14 protein-coding genes are annotated in these 17,505 nt (G+C 58.1%); all 14 read right to left on the bottom strand.

From position 1 onward, the window contains the following. Nucleotides 1–159: 159 nt before the first annotated feature. On the bottom strand, nt 160–2,061 hold the full coding sequence (locus Dvar_RS06820; RefSeq protein WP_419660952.1) for a (Fe-S)-binding protein: 1,902 nt from the start codon (nt 2,059–2,061) through the stop codon (nt 160–162). A 10-nt stretch (nt 2,062–2,071) separates the two neighbouring features. After that, nucleotides 2,072–2,839: a hypothetical protein gene (locus tag Dvar_RS06815; RefSeq protein ID WP_419660951.1), complete on the bottom strand. Its 768-nt coding sequence runs from the start codon at nt 2,837–2,839 to the stop codon at nt 2,072–2,074. 10 nt (nt 2,840–2,849) lie between these two features. Beyond that, entirely contained in the window at nt 2,850–3,854 is a 1,005-nt protein-coding gene (locus Dvar_RS06810; RefSeq protein ID WP_419660950.1) for an electron transfer flavoprotein subunit alpha/FixB family protein, read from the bottom strand. A 159-nt stretch (nt 3,855–4,013) separates the two neighbouring features. Further along, nucleotides 4,014–5,987, bottom strand: a complete 1,974-nt coding sequence (locus tag Dvar_RS06805) for a mycofactocin system FadH/OYE family oxidoreductase 2 (protein ID WP_419660949.1) — start codon at nt 5,985–5,987, stop codon at nt 4,014–4,016. Further along, a complete protein-coding gene (locus Dvar_RS06800; RefSeq protein WP_419660948.1) occupies nt 5,984–7,927 on the bottom strand; it encodes an FAD-dependent oxidoreductase in 1,944 nt (647 codons plus the stop codon). Before Dvar_RS06800 ends, Dvar_RS06805 begins: the two co-directional genes overlap by 4 nt. A 12-nt stretch (nt 7,928–7,939) precedes the next feature. Further along, nucleotides 7,940–8,980: a mycofactocin radical SAM maturase gene (gene mftC / locus Dvar_RS06795; protein ID WP_419660947.1), complete on the bottom strand. Its 1,041-nt coding sequence runs from the start codon at nt 8,978–8,980 to the stop codon at nt 7,940–7,942. Then, nucleotides 8,970–9,233: a mycofactocin biosynthesis chaperone MftB gene (gene mftB / locus Dvar_RS06790; protein ID WP_419660946.1), complete on the bottom strand. Its 264-nt coding sequence runs from the start codon at nt 9,231–9,233 to the stop codon at nt 8,970–8,972. Before mftB ends, mftC begins: the two co-directional genes overlap by 11 nt. A 220-nt stretch (nt 9,234–9,453) precedes the next feature. Next, on the bottom strand, nt 9,454–9,594 hold the full coding sequence (mftA, locus tag Dvar_RS06785; protein ID WP_419660945.1) for a variant-type mycofactocin precursor: 141 nt from the start codon (nt 9,592–9,594) through the stop codon (nt 9,454–9,456). A gap of 196 nt (nt 9,595–9,790) precedes the next feature. Further along, the gene (locus Dvar_RS06780; protein WP_419660944.1) at nt 9,791–10,933 is read right to left on the bottom strand and encodes an alcohol dehydrogenase catalytic domain-containing protein; all 1,143 of its coding nucleotides are present in this window, start codon (nt 10,931–10,933) and stop codon (nt 9,791–9,793) included. 56 nt (nt 10,934–10,989) lie between these two features. Continuing rightward, on the bottom strand, nt 10,990–12,276 hold the full coding sequence (locus tag Dvar_RS06775) for an MFS transporter (RefSeq protein WP_419660943.1): 1,287 nt from the start codon (nt 12,274–12,276) through the stop codon (nt 10,990–10,992). A gap of 341 nt (nt 12,277–12,617) precedes the next feature. Then, on the bottom strand, nt 12,618–13,070 hold the full coding sequence (locus Dvar_RS06770; protein WP_419664079.1) for a sigma 54-interacting transcriptional regulator: 453 nt from the start codon (nt 13,068–13,070) through the stop codon (nt 12,618–12,620). Nucleotides 13,071–13,281: 211 nt separating this feature from the next. After that, nucleotides 13,282–14,433 carry an aminotransferase class V-fold PLP-dependent enzyme gene (locus Dvar_RS06765; protein ID WP_419660942.1) on the bottom strand — a complete coding sequence of 384 codons (1,152 nt, stop codon included), beginning with the start codon at nt 14,431–14,433 and terminating at the stop codon, nt 13,282–13,284. 3 nt (nt 14,434–14,436) lie between these two features. After that, nucleotides 14,437–14,802 carry a TusE/DsrC/DsvC family sulfur relay protein gene (locus Dvar_RS06760; RefSeq protein ID WP_419660941.1) on the bottom strand — a complete coding sequence of 122 codons (366 nt, stop codon included), beginning with the start codon at nt 14,800–14,802 and terminating at the stop codon, nt 14,437–14,439. A gap of 5 nt (nt 14,803–14,807) precedes the next feature. Next, complete coding sequence (locus Dvar_RS06755) at nt 14,808–17,465, bottom strand: molybdopterin-dependent oxidoreductase (RefSeq protein WP_419660940.1); 2,658 nt, start codon at nt 17,463–17,465, stop codon at nt 14,808–14,810. Between the last annotated feature and the right edge of the window lie 40 nt (nt 17,466–17,505).

The raw sequence follows: 17,505 nt of genomic DNA, 5'->3' as shown, positions 1-17,505 counted from the left end.
TATCATCGTTGCCGCAATCGTTGTCGTTGTCGTAATCGTAATCGAAAAACCAAAGCACCGTCTATCTATTGGCCGGCCTTCTGACCGTTCTTCATCTTTAATCCAATTACGACTACGACCACGACAACGACAACGATTACGCGAAAAAAATCATCGCATTTACCCCAATGCTTCCGCCACCAGACTGATAACATCCACCACCCGAGGCGGGTTTTCCTCCTTAACGGTCTTGACGCCGTCTTCCATCATGCTCAGGCAATAGGGGCAGGCCGTGACCACGCTATCTGCACCCGCGTTAACCAACTCCCGGGCCCGGACCACGTTGATGTTCTCTCCAAGGCTTTCGTGAAGCCACATACGGCCGCCCCCCCCACCGCAACAGAATCCATTTTCTCTGCTGCGCGGCACAGCAGCAAGAGAAGCCCCCGGCACCGACCGGCATACTGTCCGCAGTGGTTCGACAATACCGTGGTAGCGGCCCAGGTAGCACGGATCATGAATGGCCAGTGATCCACCCAGCGGATACTTGAGCTGGATCCGCTTCTCGGCAATCAGTTGCGCCACCATGGAAACGGCCGGCACCACGTCCACATCACACCCCAGGGACGCATATTCCCGGCCGAGGGTGGTAAAGCAATGGGGACAGCAGGCAACAATTTTCTTGATTCCGTATTGCTCGAACCGGGCCATGTTATGCCGGGCCAGCTTGCGGAACAGGGCCTCGTCGCCCAGCTTGCGGGCCGGGTCACCGCAGCACCATTCCTCTCCGGCCAGGATGGCAAAGTCGACCCCCGCGGCCCGCAGCACGCGCACCAGATCGCGCGTGGTCTGCTGATAGGTCGGATGGAACGCACCGCTGCACCCGACCCACACCAGCACGTCGGGTGCCGCCTTGGTTGCGGCAACCTGCGGGACTTCGCGGTTCAGGGCCCAATCGGCCTTGTGGGCCGCCCCTTTGCCGTTCACGTCACCGAAAAGTTCAAGATTGCGGATCATGGGCGCGGCCTCTGCCGGCAGGGCGCCCTTGGCCAGGGTCTGATGGCGGCGCAGTTCCAGAATTTTGTCCAGGGGCCGGATATCGGCCGGACAAAAGGTCACGCAGGCCATACAGGTGGTACAAGCCCAGACCGCATCGGCGGTGATGGTATCAAGCAGGTGAGGCATGCCGTTACCGGAAGTTCTCTCACCCGTGCAAGCTTCCATCTGATCGACGATGGCCCCCACAATGCCTCGGGGCGACAACGGCTTGCCGGATATCAGCGCCGGGCACTGTTCATCACAGCGTCCGCAGCTCACACAGGCCTCGGCCTCGCGAAGCTGCAAGGCAGAAAAATCGATCACTGTGCCGACGCCAAAAGGGCCTTTTTCCAAATCAAGGGGGGACGGCAGCGGGGCAGCTGATTGCGGCCTGCGGAGCAAATGAACCGATGTACTGCCCAGATGCCGCATAAAAGTAAACGGAACCGCCAAGAGAAAAAGAATCACGCCCACCACATGCACCCTTAGCATAATCTGCATAATTAGCGGCGTGCCGGGCACAACCATGGAGAGAAACCATCCCACTGGTGCTGCGTGAACGGGCTGTGATCCGGTCAGCCTGAGCCGGACGGCCTCGGCCAGAAATCCGCTGATCAGGATGACCAGCAGCAACAAAAGGGGCAACAGCACCTGTTTAGGCGGCCTTGAATCCGCCTGCGTTCGGTTGCGCACAAGGCGGCGAACGAGAAAAAACAGGGTGGCGGCCACCATGCAAAGGCCGGCCATGTCCAACAAAAATGAGACACTCCAGGCCGCCAGGGCCGGCAATCGCAGCGGGGTCTGAGCCATCAGAACAACCAGCACAAAAAGCGAGCCCCCCCACACCAGACATAGGTGGGCGAACCCCACCAGGGGGCGGTCCAGCAATCGTTTCCCACCGTACAGCGTGCCAAGCAGAAAGGTCCAGTTCGCAGGTGTCGCGGCGCGTTGTTTCGCGGCAGCCAGTTGCCAGCGACGGGCCAGTCCTGCGACCAATACGCCCAATGCCAACCCAACCATCAGTAATTCCAGAGCGTTGAACAAAATTCTCTCCTTAACCGTCTTTGGTTCCGGAAAATCTCCGCACAAAAAAGATCATGCCGCCAACCACCAGCATACCGATGACGATCTGATATAAGACGGCCACGGTAAAAATGCCGGCCTGGGTAGTCGGATCGGCTTCAGGATGCATCACCCCCAGCATGGGGTTCTGACCGTCGGCAGTCAAATGGCATCGATCGCAGTTATCATCGCTGACCGGCTCTGTGCCACCATGGGATGCCCGCCCCTGGTGGCACCCGAGACAGTTACCCATATCGAAACGGCTGGAAAGATCCGCCTTGGGATGCGTGGCGATCTTCAGCGACGGCAGCCATGAGAAATAGCCGACCTGCCCGCTCTGGGCGGGGTGACACGCCACGCAGGTTTGTTCCAGGCGATCCGGATGGATGGAAGACGCCGGATCATCCATGACCCGAATGGTGTGACGGGTGTGGCAATGGTGGCAGTCCGGCCGGTTGTCGCGCAGGCCGCCAAGGCCGTGCTGGTTCTCGGTTTCGTGACACCCGCTGCAGTCCACCGCACCAGATCCGGCCGTTTCCGTATGGCTTTCATCGATGATCCCGGTGTGGCAATCCGTGCATTCGGCGGCCTCGCCGTGTACCGAGCGTTCGAATGCCGCCATATCAATGGTCAGCCGGCTCCCGGTGGCGGACAGATCATGGCAGTCGATGCAGGCGGCCATATCATCGGCCAGCCCCGTGGCGGGGAGGCAGACGGCAACCAGCACCAGCAATCCAGACAGCATTGTTCTCAGTTTCATGGAATGCATCTTACCTGCCCTCCCCTTCGGCCATCTCCTCCAGGCGCTGAACCAGCAGGGGCAGCACCGCATGCAGATCGCCCACGATCCCAAGATCGGCAAAACGGAAAATACGCGCCCGGGGATCCGTGTTGATGGCCACCACGGTTTTTGATTTCTCAATGCCGGCCGTGTATTCATTGGCGCCGGAGATGCCGCAGTTGATGATCAGGCGAGGGCTGACGCTCTTGCCGGTCTGTCCGACCTGCCGCTTGAAAGGGAGCGTCTGCCAGTCGATGACCGGCCGCGTACCGGCCACCGAACCGCCCAGCACCCGGGCCAGACGATGAATGATATCGAAGGCGCCGTCCTTGCCCACCCCCCGGCCACCGGCTACCACGATATCCGCATCTTCGATGTCCAGGGTTTGTGGGTCGGCATCGATCGTCTCCACGGTTTGAAAGCCGGCCGTTCCGGGATGAAGATCCAACGTGGCCTCGACGATATCGACGGATTTCTCGCGCATGGGCTGAACATCGGCCAGCACAGCCGGCAGAAAGGTCAGAATCACCGGCCCCTCGCCCATGGCGTCGATGGTTTCAAACAGATACCCGTTGGCCACGGGCCGCTCGGCCCGGATGCCGCCCGCATCACTCACATGGGCATCCACGGCGCGGGTGATCACCGCCGACGCCAAGTGCGCACCCAGGCGACCGGCCAGATCGGCAGTCTGGGCATTGTGGGTTAAGAGCAGGGCTGCCGGTATGTCGGTCTCCATCCAGCCCATGATCGCCTCTGCATAAACATCGCCATGATATGCATCCAGATGGGAAGATGAGAGCAGAATGACCCGGTCGGCCCCATAGTCGCCCAGCCGGTGGAGTAGCGTCTTGTCCCCGTGGCAAACGGCGATCACCGTAACCCCTCCCCCGCCGGCTTCATCGGCCAGGCGCCGGGCCTCGGCCACCAGACCGAAATCCGCCTCGTCGATGCTGTCACCGATGACGGTCAGCCATGTCCAGAATTCATTGTTCATGTTTTGATCCTGTTTCCCACAACGCTCAAACTGAAGATTGCTTCTTAAAAGTGTTAAGTGGTCGATCGGATCGATCTATATAAAACGATAGGATACCTTCACTTAAAACTTAACACTTAACACTTTACACTAATCAATAACGAGTATTTTACGAAACCGTTATATTATGCGGCCAATGCGGTGTCCTTCAACAATTGCCATATCCGTCCACCGCGGCGCCACACAGTCACCAATGCGGTAGAGCGCGATATGGCTTTTTTCGCCAAGCCGCGCCTTGAGATCGAAGTAAAGCCCGTCGTCGGCCACATTGCCGGCCGCCATCACGATGGTGTCGTAGCCATCAAAATCAAACATCTCATTGGAGTAAACATTCAGGCCCTTGGCCAGAGTGCCCTGGATTTCCAGAACAGCAATGTCCGGCGTGCAGGTCACCCCTTTCCCGGCCAGCCGCTGCCGGGAAAGATAAAGATCCTGCAGCGGTCCCAGGGCCGATCCCTGGAACAGGGCCGGGGTCAGGACATGCACGTTCTTTCCCTGGTCGGCCAACAGCTCGGCCGTGCCGGTTCCCTGGTGATGGCCGTTGAGATCGATAAACAGGACGTTTTCTCCCGCCTCGACCGCGCCGCCCAGTATCTGCTGGGTGTTGACCACCTGCGGACTTGCATAGTCGCCGGGAAAGGGCTTCTCCTTGGGCGTTGATCCGGTGGCCACCACCACCGCATCCGGGTTTTCGGCCAGAATCAGGTCCACCGTGGCCGGGGTATTCATGCGCCACGTGATGGGCAGTTTGTTCACCTGACTTACCAGCCAGCGGGTAATGCCCTGAATCTCCTGGCGCCCGGCCACCTTGGCCGCCATCAGGTTCTGACCGCCCACCTCATCCTTGGCCTCGAAGACGATCACCCGGTGCCGCCGCAGCGCCAGGGTGCGAGCGGCTTCCAGACCCGCCGGGCCGGCGCCCACCACGACAACGGTTTTGGGCGTTTCGCAAGGCTTGAGGGTGCCGGCCCCCAGCGTGGCTTCATTGCCGGCGGCCGGGTTCTGAATACAGCCGATGGTATAGCCGATGCCCATGCGGCCGATGCAGCCCTGATTGCAGGCGATGCAATGCCGGATATCATCGTCGCGGCCCTCGCGGGCCTTGTTGGGCAGCTCGGGATCGGCGATCAGGCCGCGCACCATGTTGACCATGTCGCCGTGGCCGTCCGCAAGAATATTCTCCGCCAGGTGCGGATCATTGATCCGGTTGGTGGCGTAAACGGGAAGATCCACCACCGAACGGATGCCCGCCGACAGGGGCGTGGTGTAGGCCAGGGGCGTATGCATGGAGCCTTCCACGAGAAAAAGGTTGTAGAAGGTTCCCAGGCTGATGTCGAAAAAATCAATCCGGCCGTCGGCTTCCAAAGCCTTGGCGATCTGTTTGGCATCCGCATGGGTGATCCCGCCCTTGGGGTGCATCTCGTCGGCATTGAGCCGCACCCCCAGGGTGAAATCCGGTCCCACCGCAGCACGCACCGCAGCGATGACTTCAAGGGCAAACCGCAGGCAGTTGTCAAAACTGCCGCCGTAGTCGTCCTGCCGGTGGTTGGTAAGCGGAGAAAGAAACTGCCGGATCAGCGAGCTGTGCCCCAACTGCAGCTCGATCCCGTCAAACCCACCGGATGCCGCATGGACGGCGCTGAGGGCGAAGTACTCGACACACTCCTTGATTTCCTCAATTTCCATGGCCTTGGCGGTTTCGCGGAAAAGCGGGTCCCGCCCGGCAGACGGCCCCCACACGGGCAGCCGGGAAAGCTTGCCGTCGGCCTGCATGCCGTTGTGGTTGAGCTGTGCAAAGATTTTGGTTTCGTATTGGTGGATCGTCCGGGTCAGCCGCTGAAACCCCGGGATCACCTCGGGTTTGAAGGCATCCACCAGTCCGGCGTAGGCCAGATCGCTGGGATGCACGCTCAACTCCTCGGTGGTGATCAGCCCGCAGCCCCCCTTGGCCCGTTCCGCATAATAGGCAATGTGCGCATCACTGATCTGATGGTCCACGGACAGGTTGGTCAGGTGAGCGGCAAAGTTTATCCGGTTGGGCACCACCACACTGCCTATCTTCAGCGGGGCGAACAGGTATCGGTATTCACTCATAGCTGCCCTCCTACCTTCTCACCTTCATAAATCGCCATTTCGATCCCCCGCGGCGCCACACAGTCGCCGGCCTGGTATAGCTCGCCGACCCGTCCCTTAAGCTTGTAATAAAGCCCGTCAACCGCAGCAAACGCCGCAGCAACAATGACGGTATCGTAATCCTCGAAAACAACCGTCTGGTTGGTAAACACATTTCTGGCCACCACCCGGCGGCCCTCGATTTTCTCCACCGCTGTATCGGTCTGAAACGTCGCCCCTTTTTGCAGCAGGCGCTGCCGGGTAAAGTAAAGATCCCCCAGGGTAGCGACGCCCACACCCACGAAAAGCTCAGATGTCACGATATGAACCTTTTTGCCCTGATCGGCCAGATGTTCGGCACTGGCCAGGGTGACGTGACTGCCGATTTCGTCAATGAGCAGAATCTTCTCTCCCAGCGGATGATTGCCCTGGTAGACGTCCCACACGGTGATCACATCCGGCGGGCCGTAATTCCCCGGATACGGATGGGCCACCGGCTCGCCGCCCGTGGCCACGACCACGGCATCGGCCTTCATGCCGATGACTTGGTCGGCATCCAGCACAGCCCCCAGATGGACCGGGACCTCGAGCCGCGCCAGGTTTTTCTCGAGATAGTGGGTCAGGTTGGCCATGCCGCTGCGGCCGGCCCCCTGTTTAGAAAAATTCACCTGGCCGCCGGTGACGTCGCTCTTTTCATAGACGTTCACCCGGTGCCCTTTTCTGGCGGCGCTCACCGCGGCGGCCATGCCGGCCGGCCCGGCGCCGATAACGACCACCTGTTTGGGAGTTGCGGCCTTTTGGGATGCCAGCCACGGTGTGGCTTCATTACCCACCCGCGGATTCTGCACGCAGGCGATGGGCTTGGACTGGTTGACCCGGCCCACACACCCCAGATTGTCCCGGGCACACCAGCGGATCGTGTCTGTTTTGCCCTCACGGTGCTTGACGGCCATGTCCGGATCGGCAATCAAGGCCCGCACGAATCCCACGGCATCGGCCTTGCCGCCGGCAATGGCCTCCTCGGCCATGCTCGGGAAATCGATCTGGTAGGCGGCGATCACGGGAATGGAGACGCTTTGTTTGATCGCTTCGGCCAGATCGAGGGTGAAACCAGCCGGCGTGTGCATGCTGGCCATGACCAGGTAGAGATTGTAGTAGGTGGACAGATCCGTCTGGATGAAATCCACCTGTCCGGTCTGCTCGAAGACCTGGGCAAACTGGACCGCCTCTGTCGCATCGATGCCTCCCCAGAACTTCTCATCCACGCACAGTTTGAGACCCACAGGGTATGCCGCCCCCACCGCATGGCGCACGGCATCCACGATGCGCAGCGGCAGGCGCAGGCGATTCTCGACGCTGCCGCCATAGGCGTCCTGGCGCTGGTTGCTGATGGGCGATAAAAACTGCCGCAACAGCGACTCGGCCCCCATGTCGATCTGGATGCCGTCGAATCCGGCGTCTTTTACCAAGCCGGCCGCACGGGCAAAGCCATCGACCAGGGCGTCCATGTCCGTCTCTTCCATGGCCTTGCCGGTTTCGCCAAAGGCGATGTCGGCCATGGCCGATGGCGCCCAGACCGCCTGGCGGGTAATGTGGCCGGAACTTTGAAAACCGTGATGGCCAAGCAGGGCAAACACCCGGGTATCATACTGGTGAATCGCCCCGGTCAGCCGCTTCAGATCAGCCGGGGCGTCCGGATGGTAGAGCTCGATCATCGACGCCCAGGGCCGGTCATCGGTGGTAATACTCATTTCCCCAACGATGATCAGGCCGGCGCCGCCTTTGGCCCGTCGCTCGTAATAGGCAATGTGGCGCTCGGTCAATCGCCCCTGACGGCCAAAATTGGTCCGGTGGGCCAGAAAACAGATACGGTTGGGAAGATCGATCTTTCCGATGGGCAGTGTGTCGTACAAGGCATTCAAACCGGTGGGCTCCTATGCACTTTTTTTCATTTGAGGGTTTCTCATTTGTGGCCGGATGGCGGCGATACACTCAGGGTCGGGCATGGACAGATCGTGATAGGTATGAAAGGCCATGGCCGGGCATCCCCCCCGACACTGCTCGAACCGGCTGCAGGTGACGCAGGTGTCGACCCTGAGGCTGCGCAAATGGTTGAACACCGGTGAGTTATCCCACAGGGTCTTGAAATCGTCATGGCGCACATTGCCGACCAGAAATTCCGGTTCCTGAAGGAACGCACACGGGTAGACATTGCCGTTGGGTGAGATGCAGCAGGTCATCTTGGCCGCCCCGCACATATCCAGTCCCTTGCGCCGCCGGTTCTCCGAGGTCAAACAGAAAAACGAATCTCCGGTGCGCACCAGCTCATGTCCCTCCAGCCAGGCAGCAAACGACTCCAGTTGATCCGTGTCCGGCCCCAGGTCGGCCTTGCTCGATTTGCCGCGGCCCGACGGACGGAACCGCGAAACGCGCAACTCGGCCCCGTAGCCGGCGGCAAGCCGCCGAAGATCTTCCAACTGGGGGTAGTTCAGCCGGGTCAGGACAGTGTTGAGGCTGAAGTGGACGCCGTGCCGGGCCAGGGTATCGGCCGCCTGAAGGATTCGATCAAAGGTGCCCCGGCCCCGGATGGCGTCGTTGACCTCGGCCGTGGCCCCGTCCAGGCTGACCTGCAGGTAGAGCATGTCAAGGCGCGCCAGGTGGCAGGCCAGGGCATCGTCAACCCGGATGCCGTTGGTGCTCACGCAGGTCACGACCTGGTTCTGATGGGCGTCATCCAAAAGGTCCAGAAAATCGTCGCGGATAAAGGGCTCGCCGCCGCCGATGTTTACCTGAAACACCTTCATGGCGGCCAGTTGCCGGATCAGCCGGCGGCACTCGTCGGTGCTAAGCTCGTCAGCCATGGTCTGACCGGCATCGGACAGGCAGTGCCGGCAGGCCAGGTTGCACTTCAAGGTTATCTCCCAGGTCACGTTTACCGGGGCGCGAAGGCCGCGCCGGGCCAGGTCAGAACTCAATGATCACTCCTTTTTCGCAAAGATTGGCAAGCGCCGTTTCCAGAGAACGGATCCGCCCGGTCGATGCACCGACCCTGCCATTACTTTTTTCCAGCCACTGGTCCAATGTCTCGGCCCCATCGAAAAATGTGGGCGGCAGCAGTCGACCGGAGGGTAAAAAATAGAGCCGCGGTCCGGCCTGGGTGTAAAACAGAAGCCCAAAATTCTCCTCACGCACCTGGGTTCCGTTTGCCAGCTTGTATTTCATTGCCATGGGAATTGTCTCGATATCTCTTTTTCGGATCTCCATTAAACTCAAGTTGGAGATGAAAATCTCCCGACAAGGTTGATTTGAAAAAGTGTTAAGTTTTTAGTCGTTATCGTTGTCGTAATCGCTATCGTAATCGACTACGACAACGATGATTCAGGTGCTCATCACTATCCCAAACGCTCGCCAGGATTTTGGATGGGCAATAATTATTGCCGGACAGCGGTTAGTAAACCCCGCAGATCCCGTCGATGGCCATCTCCTCGATCTTGATTTCCTCAACACTGAAAATGTCTTCTTTGGGATCATTTTCTTCGGGACCGTCTACCTTTGCTTCCACGGCTTCGTTTTGCCTGTTCTTTTCCATTGGAACGGACTCCTTTTGCAGCTAAACTGATGTTAAAATTGTCGAATGGAGATGGAGAGACCATCCCCGCCGATACGGCCTTGGATTGTCGGCATGATCAATACCGACCTGTTTGCGTATCACGTTAGCAGTAAAATTGCCACCCAAAGGATGCGTATCGGCGCTGGGTACCCGCATTTGGGTCAATCATTGGGCATCAATCCCACTCACAAACCCATCGTCCGACAATCTGGTGCTTGCGCATGGCGTCGGCCACGTCATTGATTTCCTCGAGTTTAAAGGTCTTGGTGATCAGCTTATCCATCTGGTGGTCCCCTCTGAGAACAAGATCGGCCAGGATGGGAAGCTCTTTCTGGATCTGAACATTACCGTAGAGGGTGCCCTCAATGGTTTTGCACTGGGGGGGCAGCCAGGTGAGCCCGAGTTCGGTGGTGCTGTCTGCCTCCGAGATTCCCACCAGCACCATTTTGCCGGCAAGCCCGATGGCCCAGTAAGCCTGTGCCTGAGCACCGTTATTGCCGCTGACCTCGAAAACGAAATCGGCACCACCGCCCATGATCGTTCCGTCGGGCATCCTTTCTCCACCAGTCAATAACTGGACAGCCGGGACCGGATCCTCCTTGCTGCTGTCGATAAAATGGGTCACGCCGAACTGTCTGGCGATTTCCTCCTTACTGCCTTCGATATCCACACCGATAATGGGATATGCCCCCCTGAGCCTTGCGCCGCTGACGACATGCAGGCCCACACCGCCCAATCCCCATATGGCCACGGAGTCCCCCGGCTTGACGTTGGCTACGTTATACACGGCACCGAATCCGGTAGGCATGGCGCAACCGATAATACAGGCTTCTTTCAAAGGGATGTCCTTGTTGATCTTGATGGCCCCTTTTTCGGGCAGCACCATATACTCCGCAAACCCGGAAACAAAAATATGGTGGCTGAGTTCATTGCCGTCGGCGTCCTTCAGCCTGGATGTCATGCCGGGCAGTTTCCCATGGATATAGGTCCCGTGGCCTGTGCGGCAGGTATAGCCCCGGCCGCTGGCACATTCCGGGCAGTTTCCGCATGGCACCATCCAGGTGGCCACAACATGGTCCCCTTTCTTGAGCGTGGTAACGCCCGGTCCCACTTCCTGAACGACGCCGGCAGCCTCGTGGCCGATCACCGCCGGAACCGGAAACGGCACCCCACCTTCCATAAAGGAAAGATCGGTATGACAAAAACCCGTGTAGGCGGTTTTAACCAGGACTTCGTTGGCCTGCGGCGGGTCAAGTTCAACCTCTTCGATAGTCAACGGCTGTTTGTATTCTCTCAACACAGCGGCTTTCATTTTCATGACATCGTCCTTTCTTTTCCTTCTGTTGGGTTTGCTTTTTCAGATCAACAATTTTTTTATGTTGGAAGACTTTCCATCCCTTCTGCCGAGGGCTCCTTTGTTGATTCTTGTTGAGGTTTTAAAAAAAGGTCGAGAAGCACTCCAATAACAGCAGCAACCGACAATAAGGCAATTGCGGTTTTAAAACTCCCTGTGGCGCCGATGGTTTTCCCTCCAACGTAAAGGCCCAATGCTCCGCCAAAGGTCCCAAAACCAAACCACCAGCCGACCATCCGACCCACAATGCTTGGCGGATAATTCATGGCGATGAACCCATTGATGGAGGCACCCATAAAATTCAATCCCCATCCCACAAGCATCATGCATACAATCAATAAGAGTAGATTGCCGTATACGGACGGCAAAGCCATCGGAAAGGCAAACAGAGCGGTAAGTATAAATCCGATCAGAACAGCCAGTTTTTGATTGCCTTTGGCAATTTTGTCAAAAAATGCACCGCCGGCGATGGTTGCCACGATGCCGACAATCGTTCCGGCCAATGCGAGTTTGCCGGCCATTAAAGGGCCCAAGCCAACGCCCATGGGAGACGGCGCCGCCAGATAGGGTGGGATAAGGTTGAGAAAACAATAAAGGTTCCAGGTGTTAAAAAAGACGACAAGTGCTCCGATCCAGGTCATTGGTAAACGAAAGGCTTTTTTGAAGGTGATTTCGCCGGCGGCGGGTTGCATGGCCTGCATCAACCCTTCAAGCACTGCAGGTGACGGCGGCCGCCGGGTAATAACGATTGCAGCCAGAATAGCCCCCCACCCAAGCAAAGAAAGAAGGGCAACCACGCCTTGCCAGGAAGACCCGGCAGCCAGAATCATGGGTGAGATCAAACCGCCCAATGCTGAACCGAGAGGAATGCAGGCGATGATAATTCCACCGGCAAGACCATGCTCCTGGGGAGGAAACCACAACACCACCGTCGGACCGATGACGGCAAAGACAAATCCGACCGAGGCCCCTTGAACCAACCGGGCAGCCATGACAATGCCATAATCGTGTCCGATCATCGGCATCAATGAGGCCGGAACGGTGGCGCAGAGTAATCCAAGGACGGTCGCAACAGTCACGCCGAATTTATCGGCAACCACACCGCCCCAGATCAGCACACACGCCGTTGCCAACACAAACCCCATCATCAGATTGGTTGCGGCACCCATTTCCACCTTGAGATCTGTTGCGACGTCACCCAAAATTGGAGAGATGGCGATCATATCGACATACACCGACATGATTGCCAGACACGCCGAAACCAACATCGCCCAACGATACGATGAATACCCAGCCTTTTCTCCCATAATCCACTCCTTCCAAGTAACAAAAATGAATGAATCTGCCGTAATGCTGCATATCGATATTTGAGCAAAACAAGTGCCAAAAAGGAAATTCTCATAAACTCTTTTATCTTCCCGGAATTGTTAACCATTCAGAAAATCATGAAGAACGACAAGAGAATGGAATGAGATTCATTTTCCAAATTGCGAATCGGTTTTCCAATTTGGAAGATCAGCGGGGGGGCATGGGGTAGAGATAAAGGCGAAATGATTGGATCGGGCGTGAATGAAACCAAAAGGCAAGGACAAGAAGCGGTGATGCGGATGCGGCAACGAGAATTAATGATCAAAAAAATCAAGAACCGTTACGGCCACGCTCTTTCCTCGAGGAAATGCCGTATTTTTTCAATTTCCGATAAAATGTGGCCAGCGGGATGTTCGTTGAAAGCTCTTTCCAGACAATTTTTCAGCTCACGCACATTGCCCGGCCACCCATAGGCAGCCATAACGTTCATCGCCTCGGGGCTGACTTTTTTTATCGATCGGTCGAACCTGGCATTCATTTTTTCGATGAAGTACGCAACCAAAATGGGGATGTCGGCTTTGCGCTGCCTGAGGCTTGGGATCGCCAATTTGACGACATTGAGCCGATAGTAAAGTGGGGCGAGAAAATTGCCGGCCGCCATCTCAGCATCCATTTTTTCAGAGCTGGCGGCAATGATTCGGATATCGAGTGGGATTGGAGATTTACCACCGATCCGGGTTACCTGCCGGTCTTCGATCACCCGCAAGATCTTCATCTGCGTGGCCTTATCCATAGTATGGATCTCATCCAGAAAAATGGTCCCGCCACCGGCCAGGCCGGGCAACCGTTTATGGCGTTGTTGGGTTTCGTTCCTCAACCCAACCTAAAAGGCATGTTATTTTGGTTATATGGCGCCGGCAGGAAAAAACCAAGAGGAGGCAACGAGGCACAATGCAGATTTGGGAAACATTTTTATATCGGGAAAATTTGATTGGTCTGAACTGCTAAAACCGGGCAATGGCAGCCATGGCAGCAATTGCCGCATCAATGTCACCGGCGGTGGAAAAAGGGCCCGGACTGAATCGCACTCCGCCGTCGGGATAACTTCCCATGGCGATGTGGACCAGGGGGGCGCAGTGCAACCCGGCACGAACGGCAATACCGAAATCGCCGTCCAGAATATCAGCCAGGTCCTGGGGATGTTTGTCCTTCATCGTAACAGTGACCAGCCCCACATGATCGGCTGCCTCCGGTTCACCGAAAATCCGTATGCTATCAATCGCCCGCAGACCACGGCAAAGCTGTCCGGCCAGACCGGCTTCCCGGGCTAAAATCGATCCAACGCCCTCTGCCCCAATATGGTCCAGCCCATGGGAAAGCCCGATGATGCCCATCAGGTTCAGGGTGCCGGCTTCCAGGCGATGGGGATAGGTGCCGGTGTGCACCAGGCTTTTCGAATCAACGCCGGTGCCGCCAAACCGCGTGGGCTGGATGTCGACATCCGGATGAACCACCAGGCCGCCAATTCCTGTCGGACCGCAAAGGGCTTTATGGCCGGTAAAGGCCACGGCACCGACGTGCCAGGCGGTCATATCCAAGGGGACCAGGCCGGCGCTCTGGGCGGTGTCCACCAGCAGGCAAACCCCCTTTTCGGCGCATCGGCGTCCGATCGCCTCAATCGGCTGAATCGTTCCCATCACGTTGGACGCCTGGGTCACGACCACCAAGCGGGTGTTGGGCCGGATGGCGTTTTCGATGTTATCGGGGTCGATAAATCCGCTGTCATCAAAAGGAACGAGATCGTACCCGATGACGCCCGCCGCCTGCAGGTGGGCAAGCGGCCGCAGTACGGAATTGTGTTCAAGGGTGGTGGAGACCACATGATCCCCCGGCTGTACGATACCCTGGATGGATAGGTTGAGGGCATCGGTGGCATTGGCGGCAAATACCACCCGCTCGGGATCCGGCGCACCGAAAAAGCGGGCGATTTTTTCCCGCGTCTGCTCAACCAGCGATTGCGCTTCGCTGGACAGATCATAGCTGCCCCGCCCCGGTGAAACGCCCACCCGTTGGTATGTTTCGCACATGGCCTCGATCACCGACCGGGGCTTGGGAAAGGTGGTTGCCGCATTGTCCAGGTAGATCAGCTGGGTCATCAATCACCCCGCACAGGATTTTGGATTGGGCAGGCCGGCCACGCGCCGGGCGCCTTCCCGGATGCCACCGGGAAACAGCGCCTCCAATGCCATCAGGGTCATGTTCAAGCCTGATTTCAAATCCCGATTCATCGGCGCACGGCCGTGGTAAAAGTAGTAATCGCGCATGAACTGAATCACCTGCCAGTGGGTCTGATTCAGTTCAGGCAGACCGCTCTCCTCGGCCAGATGGCGGGCCACCGCCTCGGACCAGTCCTCGGGATGGCGCATGAACCCCTTACCGTCAAAGACGATACGGCGTCCGTCGATCTCGCGGACCTTTCGATTGGGGTGGCCCGACATGGGCCGAGATGGACCGGCATCCGTCATAAATATTATTTTCTCTGTTCCAGGGCCGCCTTGACCTTTTCCGGCGTGGCCGGCAGATGGTAAACTCTGGCACCGCAGGCATTGGCAATGGCGTTGACCACCGCCGGTGCCGTGGAGACCATGGTCATCTCACCGATTCCCGTTGCACCCAAGGGACCGCGACTGCGCGGCGTTTCCCGAGGCGTCAGCACCTCAATATCGAAGGTCGTTTTCATGGTCGGGAATTTAAACGTGAGCCAATCCTTGGTTTTGCCATGCACGTACTGTTCACGCAGGGCGTAACCTACCCCTTGATCGATACCACCGTCAAGCTGCATCTCCAGGTTCTGGGGATGGATGATAACGCCTGGATCGACGGCCGTGGTGATCTTGAGTACCCGCGCCTCACCAGTATCCGTGTTGACCTCCACTTCGGCCATCTGGATGTTGTGGATCTGGCTATCGAAATTCCCGCCCTGACCGGTTTCCGGATCCAGCTGTAGGTCGGGAACGTTTTTCTTGCCGATGTAGCGTAAGGGCTTGTCCGCCTTGACAAGGCCATTATAATCCGAGACACCGGCGTCCGCCATAGCGGCCTTCAATTTCTCGATGGCATCGACCAGTGCCCCGCCGACCATAAAGGTAATCCGGCTGCCGGCCGCAGGACCGGTTTCAGTGGTCTGATCGGTGCTGCGGGTCACGATGCGCACTTTATCCAGCGATAGATTCATCAGGTTGGCCCCGATCTGGGTCAGCATGGAATCATTGCCTTCGCCCGGATCGGCGGCGGCCGCATAGATGGTGATGCCGTCGTCAGGATCCAGTTCCACGGCCACCATGGCGTTGTCGCCGGGCTCACCCACGCCGAAGGCGTTGCAGGCCAGGCCCACGCCGCGCTTGATGGAGCCGTCCTGGTGAGCGGCGGCGGCAACTTTGGCTTTCTCATAGTAGGGCCTGAGATCTTCGCACAACTGGACAAAGGGCCACTGATCAACGGTTGCCCCGACAGAGGTGGTGCCGCCTGGCGCCAGTGAGTTTTTAATACGGATGTCCAAGGGATCGATCCCCAGTTTGTCGGCCAGCATGTCCATGGCCGACTCCAGGGCAAACGCCACCTGGGGGGGACCGGCACCACGGGCCGCCCCACCGGGAGCATTGTTGGTATAAACCAGCTTGGCCAGTGATTTGACGTTGGGAATATCGTAGGACCCCGAGAGCATCTGCAGGGCCCGGATGCCCACCACAATGCCCAGGATCTGGTAGGCGCCATTATCGATAACAAAGTCATTGACATACGCGGTCAGCTTGCCGTCTTTGTCTGCGGCCAGCTTGACCTTCATGGCAAACGGATGGCGTTTGTTGCTGAGCAGCATGGACTCCTCGAGGCTGGGCACATAGCGAACCGGCCGTTTGAAATGCAGGGCCGCCGCACCGACGATGGCCTCGGTGACAATGGCGGCCTTGATACCGAACTGCCCGCCCACAAAAGGCTCCTCGTAGCGCATGTTCTCCCACCCCAGGGCCCCTTGCAGCATGGCCATGTGGGTGTGGATCATGATGCTTCTGCCCATCACCACCAGTTGGGCATCCTCCCCTTCCCCTTCAAGATAGGCGATGCTGACTTCGGGCTCCAGGGGCGCCTGATGGTTCATCTGGGTGGAGAAAGCGGCCTCGACCACGGCGGCTGCCTCGGCCAGGGCTTTTTCCGCATCGCCTTTGATCTGCGGTTGCTGCCAGCACAGGTTGGGATACTCGTCATGCACCGGAACCGCGCCCTCGGCCAGGGCTTCTTCCGGCGTCATCATCACGGGCAGCGGATCGTAATCCACCGTGACGGCCTGGGCCGCGGCCAGGGCCTGGGCCTTGGTTTCGGCGGCCACAATGGCAATGGGATCACCCAGACGCCGCACCTTGGTGTCACACAGAACCGGTTCGTCGTCAAAGACAAACTTGATCCGGTTGGTGCCCTTGATATCCTTGGCGGTCATCACCCCGGCCACCCCGGGCATTTTCTCGGCAGTCGCCGGATCGATGGATTTGAGCGTGGCATGCGGCTCGGTGCTGAGCACCATGGCGATTTCAAGAGGATTATGCAATGGGATGTCGGCGGCAAACTGGGCCAGACCGCAAGCCTTGAGCATGGCCGAGGGTCTCGGGTGGGACACGCCGATCTTGGGTCCGTTGGGATCAGGGCGAACCGCGTCAGGCGTGGTTTCGCCGCGCAGGAACCGGCCGGCCAGCACGACGGCGTCGATGATTTTCGCATACCCGGTGCAGCGGCACAGGTTGCGGGCAAAGGCTTTCTTGATCTCCTCGACACTCGGATTGTTGTTCTGATCGAGCAACGCCTTGGCGGTCATGATCATACCGGGCGTACAAAACCCGCACTGTATCGCCCCGGCCAGTACAAAGGCCTCCTGAATCAGATGGGGATTGTCAGGCGTGCCCAGCCCTTCCACGGAAATCACTTGGGCACCGTCAAGGTCGGCCACCTTTACCAGGCAGGAACGTTTGGCTTTACCGTCCACGATGACGGTACAAGCGCCGCACTGCCCTTTCCGGTCGCAGGACTGCTTGGCCCCCGTGAGACGTAGATCCTCACGTAAAAGGTCAAGCAGCACCTTGTCCTTATCCACCACAAACTGTTTTTCGGCGCCGTTGATGGACACCTGCACTTTTTTCATTTGCCTCTCCTTGAGATCTGGTGGTTAATGGAACATGGAT

Origin of the sequence: Desulfosarcina variabilis str. Montpellier (assembly GCF_048565275.1) — a bacterium.
In the GTDB taxonomy this organism is placed as follows: Bacteria; Desulfobacterota; Desulfobacteria; order Desulfobacterales; family Desulfosarcinaceae; genus Desulfosarcina; species Desulfosarcina variabilis.
This window is presented reverse-complemented; position numbering and strand designations above follow the sequence as displayed.